The 15,754-nt window shown below is 44.9% G+C and carries 8 protein-coding genes; 4 read left to right on the top strand and 4 right to left on the bottom strand.

Annotation, left to right across the window (positions count from 1 at the left end; translation table 11 throughout):
* The first annotated feature begins 53 nt into the window (after nt 1-53).
* The 4 genes from GO620_RS11420 (at nt 54) to sov (ending at nt 11,391) form a co-directional block, all read left to right on the top strand.
* Nucleotides 54-1,292, top strand: a complete 1,239-nt coding sequence (locus GO620_RS11420) for a lytic transglycosylase domain-containing protein (protein ID WP_157525491.1) — start codon at nt 54-56, stop codon at nt 1,290-1,292.
* A gap of 153 nt (nt 1,293-1,445) precedes the next feature.
* Complete coding sequence (locus tag GO620_RS11415) at nt 1,446-3,728, top strand: NADP-dependent malic enzyme (protein ID WP_157525490.1); 2,283 nt, start codon at nt 1,446-1,448, stop codon at nt 3,726-3,728.
* Nucleotides 3,729-3,758: 30 nt separating this feature from the next.
* On the top strand, nt 3,759-4,343 hold the full coding sequence (gene ruvA, locus GO620_RS11410; protein WP_157525489.1) for a Holliday junction branch migration protein RuvA: 585 nt from the start codon (nt 3,759-3,761) through the stop codon (nt 4,341-4,343).
* A gap of 25 nt (nt 4,344-4,368) precedes the next feature.
* Nucleotides 4,369-11,391, top strand: a complete 7,023-nt coding sequence (gene sov, locus GO620_RS11405) for a T9SS outer membrane translocon Sov/SprA (RefSeq protein ID WP_157525488.1) — start codon at nt 4,369-4,371, stop codon at nt 11,389-11,391.
* Nucleotides 11,392-11,640: 249 nt separating this feature from the next.
* Here the strand turns inward: sov and GO620_RS11400 are convergent, their stop codons facing one another.
* From GO620_RS11400 to GO620_RS11385, 4 genes are all read right to left on the bottom strand, one after another.
* Entirely contained in the window at nt 11,641-12,231 is a 591-nt protein-coding gene (locus GO620_RS11400; RefSeq protein WP_157525487.1) for a hypothetical protein, read from the bottom strand.
* Nucleotides 12,232-12,235: 4 nt separating this feature from the next.
* A complete protein-coding gene (locus GO620_RS11395; RefSeq protein ID WP_157525486.1) occupies nt 12,236-13,285 on the bottom strand; it encodes a hypothetical protein in 1,050 nt (349 codons plus the stop codon).
* A gap of 95 nt (nt 13,286-13,380) precedes the next feature.
* Entirely contained in the window at nt 13,381-13,710 is a 330-nt protein-coding gene (locus tag GO620_RS11390; protein WP_157525485.1) for a hypothetical protein, read from the bottom strand.
* 71 nt (nt 13,711-13,781) lie between these two features.
* Complete coding sequence (locus GO620_RS11385) at nt 13,782-15,593, bottom strand: AsmA family protein (RefSeq protein ID WP_157525484.1); 1,812 nt, start codon at nt 15,591-15,593, stop codon at nt 13,782-13,784.
* Nucleotides 15,594-15,754 lie beyond the last annotated feature (161 nt).

The raw sequence follows: 15,754 nt of genomic DNA, 5'->3' as shown, positions 1-15,754 counted from the left end.
GTAGCAGCCTTTATTGCCTTAGCATACAGTTATTTAACCCCTTTATTTAAACGATGAGAGTTTTTACTGTTGTTGCTTTTCTTCTTGCGCCTTGTTTAGGTTTTGCCGCATCAGGCAATTCAAAACTTACCGACTCTGTTGGTACCAAAGACTACCATTCTACCCATTTTCATCGCGATACATTAAGTGTGCAACCAAGCGGTATGCAGTTGACCACCATGCGCGGGAAGTTACAGGCCATTCAAAAGGAAGTGCCTTTGGATTACAATGATTTTGTTCAGAATTATATCGATTTGTATACCGGCCCTAACCGCCGCGAAGAAATGGGCCGTGTGTTAGGTTTGGCTAAATATTATTTTCCTATTTACGAAAAGGCTTTCCGCGACGCGGGAATACCTGAGGAGATTAAGTTTTTATCCATAGTTGAATCTGCATTAAACCCTAACGCAATCTCGCGTGTTGGCGCTGCAGGGCCATGGCAGTTTATGTCTACCACCGGGCGCACTTACGGCTTAAACATCAACAATTATGTTGATGAGCGCCGCGATCCTATCGCGGCCAGCTATGCGGCGGCGGCTTACTTAAAAGACGCTTACCAGGAATTTGGCGATTGGCTGTTGGCCATCGCTTCTTATAACTGCGGGAAAAGTAGTGTGGAACGTGCGGTAGCTAAGGCAAACGCTTTGGATTACTGGAGCATCCGCCAATACTTACCGGTCGAAACACGTGGGTATGTGCCTGCTTATATAGCTGTGATCTATGTAATGAATTACTACAACAAGCATAATATTACGCCGCAAGCATGCAGCATGCCTATGCAAACCGATACCATTTTGGTAAACAAGTTCGTCTCGCTGGGCAATATTTCACGTGTCATCGCGGTAGACCCTAATCAATTGGCGTTACTAAACCCGGGTTACTTACAGCGTGTAGTTAATGGTACAGCTGCGGCGCCGCGCAGGCTGGTAATACCCCAGATACAAAAAGAAAGATATAGCGCTTTATATGATGCGCTTAACGGGAATCAGCTAACAGTTGCGGCTATGCCTGTTATTGCGACTGCTGACAACGCAGGTCGTGTAGAAGATATTCCGGCGTTTCATACCGTTAAAGCAGGTGAGACCCTTGCCGGCATCGCGGATAAATTCGGTGTTGAATTAAGTGACCTGAAATCCTGGAACAAAGTTGGTGAGCGTGCCATCCCCGGTCAAACCTTGAGATTGATCGCACCCGGAACGGTTGCTTTAGCTTCCCCTAAAAACGGAAGTGTGGCTGTTGCCGCTGGATTGTAACGTCAACATATCATTATTTAATAAAGCCCTGATATTTATGATATCGGGGCTTTATTGTTTGTGAATGTAATGGTGTACTTAGTGTATCCAATTGCTGCACTTTGCCTTTCAACTCAAAAAGAATTGTAATTTTACAGCCTGAATTTGAGAAGAATGAACAAACCTAATCGTAAGCTCGACGCCCTGAATTACCACTCAAAAGGGCGCCCGGGTAAGATACAAGTTGTACCTACCAAACCTACCAATTCGCAGCGCGACCTTACCATGGCTTACTCGCCGGGCGTTGCTGAGCCTTGCTTAAAAATTGCCGAAAACGTTGATGACGTATATAAATACACCGCTAAAGGTAACCTGGTTGCAGTTATCAGTAATGGTACAGCGGTATTGGGTTTAGGCAATATAGGCCCCGAGGCCAGTAAGCCTGTGATGGAAGGCAAGGGCCTGCTGTTTAAAATATACGCCGATATTGATGTGTTCGATTTAGAGTTGAACGCTAAGTCGGTAGATGAATTTGTAAACATTGTTAAGGCATTAGAACCAACCTTTGGTGGTGTAAACCTAGAGGACATTTCTGCGCCGACGTGTTTTGAGATAGAGCGCCGTTTAAAAGCCGAGATGAATATCCCGGTAATGCACGACGATCAGCACGGTACTGCGATCATTTCGGGTGCGGCGTTAATGAACGCCTGCGAATTGCAGGATAAAAAGCTTAGCGAAATTAAAATGGTGGTAAACGGCGCCGGAGCGGCTGCTGTTTCCTGCTCCAAAATGTACCTCTCGCTGGGCGTCAAGGTGGAGAACCTGGTAATGTTTGACATTAACGGTGTGCTGGATAAAAACCGCACAGACCTTGATGACATCCGCATGCAATTTGCCACAAACCGCACAGATGTAAAAACGCTGAGCGATGCGATGAAAGGCGCAGATGTTTTTATCGGCCTTTCTGCAGGTAACGTGGTTAGCCCCGATATGCTGCGCAGCATGGCGCCTAACCCTATCGTATTCGCGATGGCCAATCCTAACCCAGAAATTGATTACGAGACAGGAAGTGCTACCCGTGATGACCTGATCATGGCAACCGGCCGCTCCGACTTTCCTAACCAGGTGAATAACGTGTTGGGTTTCCCATTCATTTTCCGTGGCGCGCTCGACGTTAGGGCAACCGCCATAAATGAAGAGATGAAAATAGCGGCCGCATACGCCATAGCCGAATTGACTAAAAAGCCGGTCCCTGAAGCTGTAAACACAGCGTACAACGCTAAAAACTTAAAATTCGGCAAAGATTATATTATTCCAAAACCGATGGATCAGCGCTTGCTCACCGAGGTTTCTATCGCGGTAGCGAAAGCAGCGGTCGAGTCTGGTGTGGCGCGAAAAGTGATCACCGACTGGGATGCCTATGCTGAAGAATTGCAGGGCCGCATTGGTAAGGACAACCGTTTGCTACGCAATATTGCCGTAAGTGCCAAGCAAAACCCAAAACGTGTTGTATTTGCCGAAGCAGATAATTACAAGATATTGCGTGCTGCCCAAATTGTAAAAGATGAAGGTATCGCTACGCCGATCTTGTTAGGTAATGCTGACAAAATCAACCAAATAATTGAAGAAACGGAGCTCGAATTAGGCGACGTAGCTATCATCGACCCTCGGGCTGATAATGTGCCTCAGATAGATGACTATGCTAAATATCTTTATCAGAAGCGTCAGCGTCGTGGGGTAACCATGCATGAAGCGCGTAAACTGCTCATTACAGACCGAAATTACTATGGTGCCTGCATGGTGCAGTTTGGCGAAGCCGATGCGTTGATATCCGGCCTCACCAAAAACTATGTAAATGTTATAAAACCGGCTTTACAGATCATCGGTACTGAAAAAGGTGTAAACCGTGTTGCAGGCATGTACCTTATGGTTACACCGAAAGGCCCTGTATTCTTTGGTGATACTACGGTCAATGTCGATCCAACCGTGCAGGAACTGGTAGATATTACTGTGTTGATTGAAAGATCGGTAAGGCAATTTAACATCAGCCCGAGAGTCGCGTTGTTGTCTTACTCGAATTTTGGTTCTAATGATGGCCCTATACCAGAGGGTACCCGCGAGGCGGTAAAGATATTGCATGAAAAGTATCCCGATATGATCGTGGATGGAGAAATGCAGGCCAACTTTGCAATTAATTCAGAATTATTAAAGGATAACTTTCCATTCTCTACCTTGAACGGCACACCGGCAAATACGCTGATCTTCCCTAACCTTGAGTCGGGAAATATTGCTTACAAATTACTGCAGGAGCTAGGCGGTGCAGAAGCGGTTGGCCCTATTCTATTAGGCCTCAAGAAATCTGTACACGTATTGCAGTTGGGTAGTTCTGTGCGCGAGATCGTGAACATGGTCACCATTGCCGTGCTCGACGCGCAGCAAAAGGCAGGTAACAATTAAAAATGGTAGAACTGCTTAAGTGATCCCGGCATGTATGATTATATAGAAGGCAAACTGGCATTTAAATCGCCCGCCTACGCGGTGATAGACATTAACGGTTTAGGTTATCACATTAATATATCTTTAAATACCTACGCCAAATTAGGCGACAATAACAGGTTTAAATTATTCACATGGCTTCATGTAAAAGAAGACGGCCACACGCTTTACGGTTTTGCCGATGAGGGCGAACGCCGTTTATTTCTTTACCTTATATCTGTATCAGGGATTGGGGCGAACACGGCCAGGATGATGCTCTCATCCATCACCCCCGAAGAAATTCAGGAAGCCATTGTATCCGGCCACGTCGCTACTATACAACGAATAAAAGGAATAGGCCCAAAATCGGCACAAAGACTTATCTTAGAGCTGCAAGACAAACTGAAAAAAGACGGACCCGGAACACTGATAAGTGTGCCTGTAAATCATACCGTTAAAGATGAGGCGCTTAGCGCGTTAGTGATGCTTGGCTTTGCAAAAAATATTGCCGAAAAAGTGGTGGACAATGAAATAAAACGGCAAACCGGGAGTTTAAATGTCGAACAGCTGATTAAGGCCGCCCTTAAGAATCTGTAGAGTACTAATTAATTAATGCCGACGCTTGGTTAAAAGTTTTACGTTTAAGGCTTTACTGTGTTTAGTTGTATTTGCTTTTTTTGGCGGGTATAATAACGCACGTGCACAACGCCGCGGCCGCGCCGATAGCGTAACTGTACAGCAGCCTGTCCGCAAATCGGGCACACGTAACACAAGGGCGTTAGAAGGGGTGTTAGCGCCCGACCCGCCAAACTTGGTCAGATCTATCCAATATGACCCTGCCACCAACCGTTATATCCTAACAGAGAAAGTAGGCAACCTTAATTACCGCCCTCCGCAATATCTTACCTTCAAGCAATACCTTGATCTGATACAGCGCCAGGACCAGCGCCAGTATTTCCGCCAGTTATCAGATAATTACGCCTATCAGTCTCAGCAGCCGGGTTTTGTGCCGCAGATAAATGTGCGCAGCAAAACTTTCGAGCAAATATTCGGCAGCTCTGTAATTAATATCAGGCCGCAGGGTTCTGCGGAGATCTTGTTTTCCGGCCAGGTCAACAGCAACCAAAACCCGCTATACAGCACAGCGCAACGCAACGTGTTCAACTTTAATTTCGACCAGAAAATTCAGATGAACGTGGTGGGTAACATCGGCGATAAATTAAAGATCGCTACCAATTACAACACCGACGCGCAATTCCAATTCGATAACCAGGTAAAACTAGATTATACGGGCCATGCCGACGAGATCATTCAGAAAATAGAGGCGGGGGTGGTAAGCATGCCTTTACCAACTACGTTGATCCAAGGCAGCCAGGCACTATTTGGTGTGAAAACCAAGTTAAAATTTGGGAAACTGGATGTAACCAGCGTATTCTCACAGCAGCGGTCGCAGGCCAAAACCATTACCATAACCAATGGCGCCCAACAAGGCGAATTCAGGCTTACGCCGGCCGACTACGAAGCCAACAAACACTATTTCCTGTCGCAATATTTCCGCAACAACTACGACAGGGCGCTGGCGAATATCCCGATCATCAGCACCAATATCAACATTACCAAAATAGAGGTTTGGACAACTAACCGTACCAACGTCACAACTGACTCGCGGGACATCTTAGCCTTTTTGGATTTGGGCGAAAACCAGCCATATAATACACAGCGGGTGCAGGGCGGCGGTTCGGCTTTGCCTTCGGGGTATTCAAATCCTAACTTTCCGCAGCAGTCTAATAACCTGTTGCAAAACCTGCCGCCGGGCGCAAGGCAAACTAATTCAAATGACGTTGCTACGTACTTTCAATCAACCGGAAGTACCGACAACTACTCTAAACTAACCTACGCGCGCAAACTGTCTGATAAGGAATATGTATTGCATCCGCAACTTGGTTACATCTCCCTGAATTCGCCGCTGAACAACGACGAGGTACTGGCCGTTGCCTACCGCTATACGTACAATGGCGTTGAATACCAAGTTGGTGAGTTCTCTACCGATGTGGCCGTCGATCCGGTAACACCGAAGGTATTGTACACAAAGTTGATCAAAAGTGACCTGCTAAAAACCAGTTTGCCAACCTGGAAACTGATGATGAAAAACATCTATTCATTAGGTGCCTACCAGGTTAGCCCGCAAAATTTCAGGATGCAGATCACCCGTTTGGATGAAAAGTCGGGCATTGAGAAACCCATAATGGACGAGGGGGTCAATACAACCAGTAAGCTTTGGCTGCAATTGGTTGGTCTGGATAACCTAAATGCGCAGAATGATAAGAAGCCCGATGGGTATTTTGACTACATTGAAGGGATCACCATCGATTCGCAAAACGGGCGGATCATCTTTCCGCTGGTAGAACCCTTCGGGTCTGACCTTGCCGCCAAATTCGCCCCGGGCGAGCAAGCCTTGGTAAGCAGATATTCCTATCAGCCCTTGTACGATTCTACAAAAACTATCGCGCGGCAATATTTCCCTCAACTAAACCGGTACGTTATTAAGGGGCAGTACTCGTCGAAAAGCGGATCAGAGTTCCAGCTGAATGCATTGAATATCCCGCAAGGATCAGTCATTGTTTCCGCGGGTAGCTTACAGCTTACAGAAGGTACAGATTTTAACATCGATTATAACAGCGGCAGGTTAACCATCATCAATCAGGCGTTATTATCATCGGGCCAGCCCATTACCGTAAGGTTGGAGAATAACGAGTTGTTTGGTATCCAGCAGCGGTCTCTATACGGGTCGAGGTTCGATTACCGGGTAAATCCAAATCTGGGCTTAGGTGCTACGGTAATGCACTTATCTGAAACACCGATAACGCAGAAGGAAGTGATAGGCGAGGAGTCGATATCAAATACCATTGCAGGTTTCGACGTCAACTACAGCGCTAACTCGCGATACCTGACACGACTGGTAGACAAACTGCCCTTGATATCAACCAAGGCTCCATCAACTGTAACTTTTAACGGCGAGTTCGCCAAGCTTTTCCCGGGCAGCCCAAGTGCCTTGAACTTTGCCGGATCTACAAAAGGAACGTCGTATCTGGACGACTTTGAAAACAGCCGGTCTATCATAGACATTAAAAGTGCTATTGCTTGGCAGATATCGGGTACACCCCAACTATTCCCCGAATCGCAAAACTTTAATGATCTGAGCTATGGTTACAACCGTGCGTTGCTGGCCTTTTATAACATCGACCCGATATTTTATACAAATACCAGCAGTGTGTTAACCGGGAACACCCGGAGCGAATTGTCTAACCAGTATGTGCGCCAGGTTTTAGAGACGGAGGTGTTTCCTTACAAACAGTCGGTAACAGGATCACCGTTGATCTTGCCAACGCTGGACCTGGCTTTTTATCCTAACGTTCGCGGGCCGTATAACTATACAACAACAGGTATTAACAACAATGGTACGCTGCAAAACCCGGCATCGCGCTGGGGCGGTATTTATCGTAAGATAGAAACCAACGATTTTGAGTCGCTCAACGTAGAGTTCATTTCGTTCTGGGTGCTCGACCCATTTATTTACAAAAAGAATTCTACCGGGGGTAGCCTTTACTTTGATTTGGGCAGTATATCTGAAGACGTACTGAAAGACGGCCGCAAGAGTTTAGAAAACGGTTTGCCTGTGGATGGCGACCTGACCAAAGTTGACGAGACAGCCTGGGGTCGCGTCCCTAAATTGCAACCCGTTGTAAATGCATTTGATAATAACCCCGACTCGCGTTCTTTACAGGATATAGGTGTCGATGGTTTGAATGATAAAGATGAGCAGGTGAAGTTTGCGCCTTTCCTTAACCAGGTAAAAGGGACGTTAAACACAGCAGCCGCAAACATTTTAACCAATGACCCATCGAGCGATAACTATCAGTACTATCGCGGCCCGCAATTAGACGCTTCTAACGCCGGCATCTTACAGCGCTACAGCAGGTATAACAATACTGAAGGTAACTCAAAAACTACGGCGCAATCCCAAGCCGATTTGGGTTTGACAACTTCTGCAGCGACGGCCTACCCCGATGGTGAGGACATCAATCGCGATAATACCATGAGCCAGGCCGATGAGTATTTTGAGTATAAGGTTGATATTAACCCGGGCACATTACAGGTTGGCCAGCAATATATTACCGATAAGATCACGTCGCAGGTTAAACTGCCTGATGGTACTACCCAGCCTGCAACCTGGTACCAGTTTAGGATACCTATTTATAACTACAAAAATAAGGTTGGTAACATAGAAGATTTTAAAGCTATCCGTTTTGTGCGGATGTTTATGACCGGTTTTGCCGATACTACGGTTTTGCGTTTTGCAACCCTGCAATTTGAACGCGGTGAGTGGCGCAACTATAATGAAGAGGCTAGTACACTGAAAGTAATCGCCGACCCATCTATTACCAATCCGCCGCTTGATAATTCTACCCTTGATGTGAGTACGGTAAATATCGAGGAGAACGGTAACCGGTCGCCCATACCTTATGTGGTGCCGCCGGGCATTGTACGTCAGCGCGATTTTAACAATCTGCGCACTACCACCCAGTTGAATGAGCAGTCGCTTTCTGTAAAAGTATCCAACCTGCGCGATGGTTACTCCCGGGCTGCGTACCGCACTTTTTATAATGACCTGCGTTCTTACAAGAACATCAACATGTTTATCCACGCCGAAGGCGACAACCTAAAAAATGGCGATGTAAGCGCGTTCGTTCGTTTTGGTGTGGATTACCAGGATAACTACTACGAGTACGAAATACCATTAACCATTACCCAGCCAACAACCGACCCCGCTGCCATATGGTCCGATGCCAATGCCCTGGACATTCCGTTGTCTTTACTCACTAATGCCAAACTGGCCCGTAACCATGCTACATTGAACGGGCAGCCCTGGCCGTTAAACTTACCATATACGTTGGTTGATGGGAAAAATAAAGTGACCATTAAAGGTCAGCCTGACCTTAGCCGTCTGCGCGATATTATGGTGGGTGTACGCAACCCGCTCAAGACAACAACCGGCGACGACGGCCTGGATAAAAGCGCTACAGTTTGGTTCGATGAGTTACGCCTGACCGACTTTGACCAGCGCGGCGGATGGGCTGCAACAGCAAGGCTGAACGCTAAACTGGCCGACTTTGCCGATGTAACTGTTGCCGGCAGTAAGAGCACAATTGGTTTTGGATCGATAGAGCAACGGGTAAGTGAACGCAGCCGCAGCGATAACAGTTCTTATGATGTAGCTACCAATGTAGAACTAGGCAAGTTGTTCCCGGCTAAAAGCGGCGTGCATATACCCATGTTCATCAATGTGTCGTCGCAGTCTGCAATGCCGCAGTATGACCCGGCACAACCCGACGTAGAGCTGAAGCAAACCCTTGCCTCAGCCGCATCTGATAAGGAGCGCGACTCTATCAAAAATGCCGCGGTAGACTATACTATAAGGCGCAGCATTAATTTTACAAATATCCACAAGACCAAGACAGACCCGTCTGCCAAGACCCATTTGTGGGATATCGAGAATTTCAACGCCACCTACGCTTATAGTGAGTACCGCCATCATGATTTTACTACGCTGAGCGATCTGCAGGAAACCTATCGTGTAGCGCTTGCCTATAATTATATCAATCAGGCTAAATACTATTCGCCGTTCGAGAAGCTGATCAAAGCCAATGCCTTGCGTGCGGTAAAGGATTTCAACTATAGTTTGTTACCGACAAGATTAAACTTCAGCATCAATTTCGACAGGTTTTATTCGGAAAATACGCTGCGTAATAACGACCCCAACAACTACATACCAATCCCGACTACTTTTAACAAAAGCTTTAATATTACCCGTGTATATGGCATTGGCTGGAACCTGACCAAGAGCCTGCAATTGGATATTGACGCGACCAACTTAGGTATTGTTGACGAACCTGCGGGACGGGTTAACGGTTTAAAGAAAGATACTTTGTGGAATAACCTTTTAAAGTTAGGCCGTACCGTTAACTACTACCACCAGTTGAACCTTACTTATAACGTGCCATTGAATAAAATACCGGGTTTTGATTTTGCAAACATGAATGTGCTGTACAGTACTTATTTTAACTGGCAGGCACAACCAACTTTCGCGTTTAACAACCCCGATTACAACGTGGGTAATACCATACAAAACAAACGTACCATCACCGTTAGGCCAACGCTTAACCTAATTACTTTGTATAATAAATTGCGGGTAGTGCGCGAGCAATCGTCAGATGGTCACGGTGGGCTGAAGAAGTTTTTTGTTGGTTTATTGACCAGTGTAAAGAACATCAGCGGAACTTACGGCCGTACAGAAGGAACTTACCTGCCGGGTTATTTGCCCAATAGCAATTTTGCCGGTGAGGACTTTAGTTACAACTCACCCGGGTTGGGTTTCTTGTTAGGTAGCCAGGCAGACATCCGCGCTAAGGCGGCTGCCAATGGCTGGCTGAGTACAGACACCCTGCAAAACCAGTTGTATTCGCGTACGCTGAACGAAAACCTTAATATCCGCAGTATCATTGAGCCGCTGCGCGACCTACGCATAGAACTTACCGCCTTGCGTACGCAAGACCGCGTATTCCAAACCAATTTTAAATACTTCCCCACCACGGGCCGTTTCGAAGAACTGAGCCCTATAACCAGCGGCGACTACAGCATATCTTACTTAAGCATCGCGTCGGCGTTTACCAGTGCTAATGGGTTGAATAATACATCAGCGACATTTAACAGATTGCTCACCAACAGGGCCATTATATCGCAGCGTCTTGCTGCCCAAAACCCCAACAGCCAGGGGCAGACGGCAGGTTACGCGGATGGCTACGGGCCAAACCAGCAAAATGTATTGGTAACCTCTTTCCTTGCGGCATATTCCGGCAAGAGCGCCTCGACAGCCAGTTTGAATAATTTCCCTTCTATCCCTATACCAAACTGGTACATCACTTACGGCGGTTTAAGCCGCATGCGCCTTTTCTCTGACTGGTTCGACGCTATTGATCTGAAACATGGTTACCGCTCAACATATACCGTAAATAGCTTTAACACGTTGTTGCAGTACAAAGAGGTTAATGGTGCGTCTTACAACCGCGACCTTAATAATGACTTTCTGCCTTACTACCAATTCTCGCAGATAACTATTTTTGAGCAGTTTGTGCCTTTGCTGGGAATGGATATAAGGTTCAAGAACAGCATCACCACCAACTTCGAATACCGCAAATCGCGCACGTTAAGTTTAAGTTTAGCTAACAGTCAGCTGGCACAGCAGAACGAGAATATCATTGTTTTGGGTTTCGGGTACCGGACACGAAACTTCAGGTTCCCTTTCGGTTTGTTTAACAATTTGATCCTCAAGAACGACCTTAACTTTAAGGTGGATGCCGCCATTCGCGACAACAAAACGTTGATCTACCGTGCCGACGTTAACCAGGCAGAGATATCATCGGGTGCCAAGAACATCACCTTCCGCCCGACTATCGACTATGCCGTTAACCAGCGCTTTAATCTTAGCTTGTTTTACGATACCAACATCACCAAGCCGTATACTTCCCAGGCATTCAACACTGCCTTCACTAACTTTGGGGTAAATCTGAAGTTGTTATTGCAATAAAACCTACTGATCCCTCAGCTGACGGATGGGTGTAACATGTTACACTTTCCCTACTAAATACTGACTTATTAGTATCTGACACCATCTTGTCATCAAGATAATCGGCTGAGCATCAGCAGTGCACGATTGTGTCAGTGTCACCCGAATCGCTAAAATCTTAAAAAAGTGTTTCACCTGGTGTCACATGTGTTACACTGACAAAACGATGTCACAAAAGCGTTATTTGCTAATAGGTTTGTGTACCGCAGACTAAAACTGCCCTTTGTCTTTAACGATAACGGTTGAACCGTTTTTAAGAACATATAAGTTGATTCCCGCATCGAACGAAAAATAGTCAACACGATAGTTTTTATCTGTGAAAACCTTTCGATGATCCGAATCATAAAAAGTTGCTTTTTGAGGTTTTTCTAAATGCTTGTCTAGCATTTTTATAAATCTACCTTTTTCTTTATCTGTAAGGTTACGTTGTACCGACCGGTATAAGGGCTCATTATAGATCAATACCAATTGTCCGTTTACATAACCATAATAGTCAGGGTAAATTTGCTTTGGATTGTTTTTTTTAAAGATAAAAGCACTCGGAGTGATATTGTAGCCAAGGACCGTGTCACCCTTAAACTCTTTAACTCTTACCTCAAAATAACCAAATCCTTTATCAAAGGGATTTTCAGTATTTGTATCAACGCTGGTTTTTGTTTTTTGAGCACTAAGCGAATAATTAATTCCTTTAATCAGGTTGCTATCTATGATAGCGACCTGATTAATATGAAAAGGTTGCATCTGTTGTGCATAACTGAAACTAGTAATAAACAAAATGAGAACTAATGTATACTTAAGCATATGATTAGTTTACTTTAGAGCACGTTGAAGATAAAGTCCCCGTGCTCAATAAGGTTGCTGAGTTATCGCCATTAGCAAATTTACCCAATGCGTCGCATCCAACAATGTAATGGTTCATCATAGGATATTTGTTTGCCAAGTTTTTATCACCTGAGCTTAATGTGCCTCCAGTAACACCATCAGTGCCATCGTCGTGACACGGATAGTGGGTATGAACGGTTGCAACAACTGGGATATAATATTGTCCTCCTCTATTTATCATCCCAGAATATGTTTGAGTAGGGGCTCCCGCACTCGAAGGATAGGTGTAATAGGCCTGCCCTTCAAAATTATACAAGCCACCCCAATTACCACCGTCGTATCCCGTCACAGCAACGCATAAAAATTTGCCGTCAGATGTTAATAAACCAACGGTCTCTTTTTGTTCATTGAGGCTCTTGTCTTGTAATTGCTGTAGACCAGAACATTTGTCAGGACTTTCGGCAAATGGTTTTAACCCGTTTAAGTTTAGAAATAAATTATCCGTATCAAAATAGATACTGGGAACTGGAGACTTGTAAGTCGGACATTTATCTGTTGGTTGAGGATAACCTGTACCATCGTCACCGCCGCCGTCAGGTGGCAAATTTTGCACTTTAATTGATTGATTTCCAGTAGGCACCGAGCAATTCGGTTTTGGATTATTCGGGGTTGCAGGGGGAGCGCCGTCACCATCCGCACCGCCGCCACCGCCGCCACTAATTTCGTAACAAATTGTAAATAAATATTGTTCAGGGCCGTCAGGGCGGCCGTTTGTCATAGGTACGAGATAATAGTCCCAACATTCTTTTTCTTGCGTATTAACATGTATTTCGTTACTTGTTAAACTTTGTTTTTGATTACCTGAGTTAGAGGTTTGCAAGATAATTTTACCATTTACATACCGCCACACGTCTGTAAGTTGTCCTTTAGGAGTAAAGTACATGACCAAGCCGCTAAAGTCGGCATCTCTTTTATTGTAGCGCAAATTTTCAAGCTTATTACGATCCCCATTCAGCCATGCAGAATCGGCCATAATAACCATTACAAACGCTTGGTAACCCGTAGAGTCTTTTAAGATCAAGAAAGAGCTTTTACTATTTTCTTGCCGGTACGGCGTTTTGCCAATAGTTAAATTTTTAAGGCCGAGAGCAAATTTGATTCTGCACCAACCGATACCTCAGTAACATCTTGTCCAAATCTTTTATATATAACAGCTTTGTCCCAGTCGGGTTGCAACAACTGGCTGTAATCGGGCAGGTCTGACATGCTTTGCGAGGCCTTTGCAGAGACAGCAAGCTTTGGATAAGTGTTTTCATACCACGTTCTCGCCTCAGAAGTTGTGGCGGCGACTAATGCACCCGTAGATAATTCTTTTTTGCATCCGTAAATAAGGGCCGCCATGAAAGTTAATGCAGCTGCGTAACGCAGCAAGGATTTGGAAAGGAAAGATTTCTTCATTTTGTAAAAAGGTTTAGTAAGTATTCATCATGTTTACGTACCAAAATGAAGAAGGTTACAATAAATTATAATTATTTTTTATAAAAATTTCTTCGCGCCTTTTCCCTGTCTTTGCGCGCTTTTCGTAATGCTTTCTTTTGCTTGCGCAAGGCCTTGTCTATTTCATGTTGTGCCATGCGTGCTTTTACCGCCTGCTGGGTTTTCTCGTCGAAACCGGTACAGGGCTTTATGCCGCTTATAAGCGTTTGCAGCATGGTTTTAAAGAACGGGAAGTTTTTTGGCCGGGGAAGGTTCAGTATGGCGCTGCGTGGCTCAGCATCAATGGTGTCGGGGTTGTTGCGTTTTAAAATGCCGTTATTGGCAATAATGGAGGCTATACGCAAATGATGCATCTTCTCGTTCACGGTATCGGCCTTTAATAGATGAACCCGTAAGTTGCTGTACAAAAATGTCACCTTCCCGCGCGAACTATTCTTGTCAGCCTTTATATCGAAGAACAGCCCCTTGCATTGCCCGCCATTTACACTTAATGAACCCAGCGGAACGGCTATCGGGTTCGCGTCAGACAGTTTCATTACGCCCAGGCTGCCTTTGTAAGAATAGCTGCGTAAACTATCCGCCAGGTCAAAGGTAAATTCTGTTTCGATAGGCGCCTTTTTCATAAAGCGCGATTTAAATTTTACCAACGTTACGGGATTAAGCTTTACAGCCTCCTTGTTGTTGGTAATGTTAAGCATATTGCCGGCGATGTCATAAAAACCAATGTGCCCTTCACGATTGGTTTTAACGCCGTACTCGCGATAAACCAGGTCAATATTTTTTACCTTTACCGTATCGATCTTTAAATCGATGGGAATATTAAAAATTGCCTGGTTGGGAAAGCTGTTAATACGGTCGGCGTTCACCTTTTTTGGGTTGAGCCGCGGGTTGCCGAAGATATTTAGTCCGCCGTTTGTAAGCGAAACCGTCGAGGCATGCACATTATGGTACTTATTATAACCTTGAAAATCGAAATGATTGATCTGTAATGAATCGAGGTTGAAAACAAACTGGTCGCGATAGGTATATTTAAAAAATTCGGTAAGCTTTCGGGTGGCCACCAGCGAACATTTGTAAGCCTTTAATTGCGAAGTTTTAGTAGAAAAGCTGATCTCTTTGGCAGAGTAACTATACAAGCAGTTTGCCGACTTCCCTATATAATTATATAACTCCGCGGTTACATCGCTGCAATACAAATACCTCTTTTTATTAAACTGCGATGCGCTATCCACTAAAAAATCAATGGCGTTAAAATTCAACTCCCGCAATTCGGTGATCTTTGGTTGCGCGGTATGGCGGTCTTCGTACTTAAGTTCTACGTCATTAAATAAAATATTACCAATGTGGACCTTCTTTAAGGTTGACGCTATTTGCTGATAGAGCGTTCGTTTGTCTTTTGCAACGGTATCCGTCAGGTGATTTAGCTGATAGGTAACATGCACATTAGGCGCGCTAAAGATAACATCGCCTATTTCCAGTTCTTTTTTAAAATAAAGGCGCAGTGGATGGATATTTTTAAGCACCAGTCGTTTTAAGCGCAATTCAATCAGGTTGTTGGGCGCAAGTCCGCGTGACCTCAATCTATTATAGGTTGCGGTATCCGGCCGTAGGTTGATATTGTGGATCACGATTTTACCCTGTAGAAAATGTAGTTGGGCATCTGAAAAATCGATCTTATATAGGCCGTCTGAGGAGTTATTTACAATTGTTTTTAACCTGTCTGATACAATTGGCGACCAGTAGATATTTATCAGCAAGCCAATAACGAAAACAATAATGGCTAAACCGATAAGTTCAACAGCTAAAATTTTTTGCCATCGTTTTTTAATAAACTTAAAAGCCATTAAGTGTGTCGCGCTTAATCAATTGGGTAACGCTCAATATACGCAAAAGTTGACTAAAGCTGCAATACAACAAATGGCGCCACACATCAGCGCGCTAAATTTCAACTGCCAATCTGTCATTAATTATAAAAATTAAGTACCTTTGCAAACATTTTAAAGAG

Source organism: Mucilaginibacter ginkgonis (assembly GCF_009754905.2).
Taxonomy (GTDB): Bacteria; Bacteroidota; Bacteroidia; order Sphingobacteriales; family Sphingobacteriaceae; genus Mucilaginibacter; species Mucilaginibacter ginkgonis.
The sequence above is the reverse complement of the archived record's forward strand: the minus strand, read 5'-3'. Positions and strand labels throughout refer to the sequence as shown.

Coding starts and splice junctions, on each gene's coding strand:
- GO620_RS11420 (WP_157525491.1), top strand. CDS start 54: ATGAGAGTTTTTACTGTTGTTGCTTTTCTTCTTGCGCCTTGTTTAGGT.
- GO620_RS11415 (WP_157525490.1), top strand. CDS start 1,446: ATGAACAAACCTAATCGTAAGCTCGACGCCCTGAATTACCACTCAAAA.
- ruvA (WP_157525489.1), top strand. CDS start 3,759: ATGTATGATTATATAGAAGGCAAACTGGCATTTAAATCGCCCGCCTAC.
- GO620_RS11400 (WP_157525487.1), bottom strand. CDS start 12,231: ATGCTTAAGTATACATTAGTTCTCATTTTGTTTATTACTAGTTTCAGT.
- GO620_RS11395 (WP_157525486.1), bottom strand. CDS start 13,285: ATGGCCGATTCTGCATGGCTGAATGGGGATCGTAATAAGCTTGAAAAT.
- GO620_RS11390 (WP_157525485.1), bottom strand. CDS start 13,710: ATGAAGAAATCTTTCCTTTCCAAATCCTTGCTGCGTTACGCAGCTGCA.
- GO620_RS11385 (WP_157525484.1), bottom strand. CDS start 15,593: ATGGCTTTTAAGTTTATTAAAAAACGATGGCAAAAAATTTTAGCTGTT.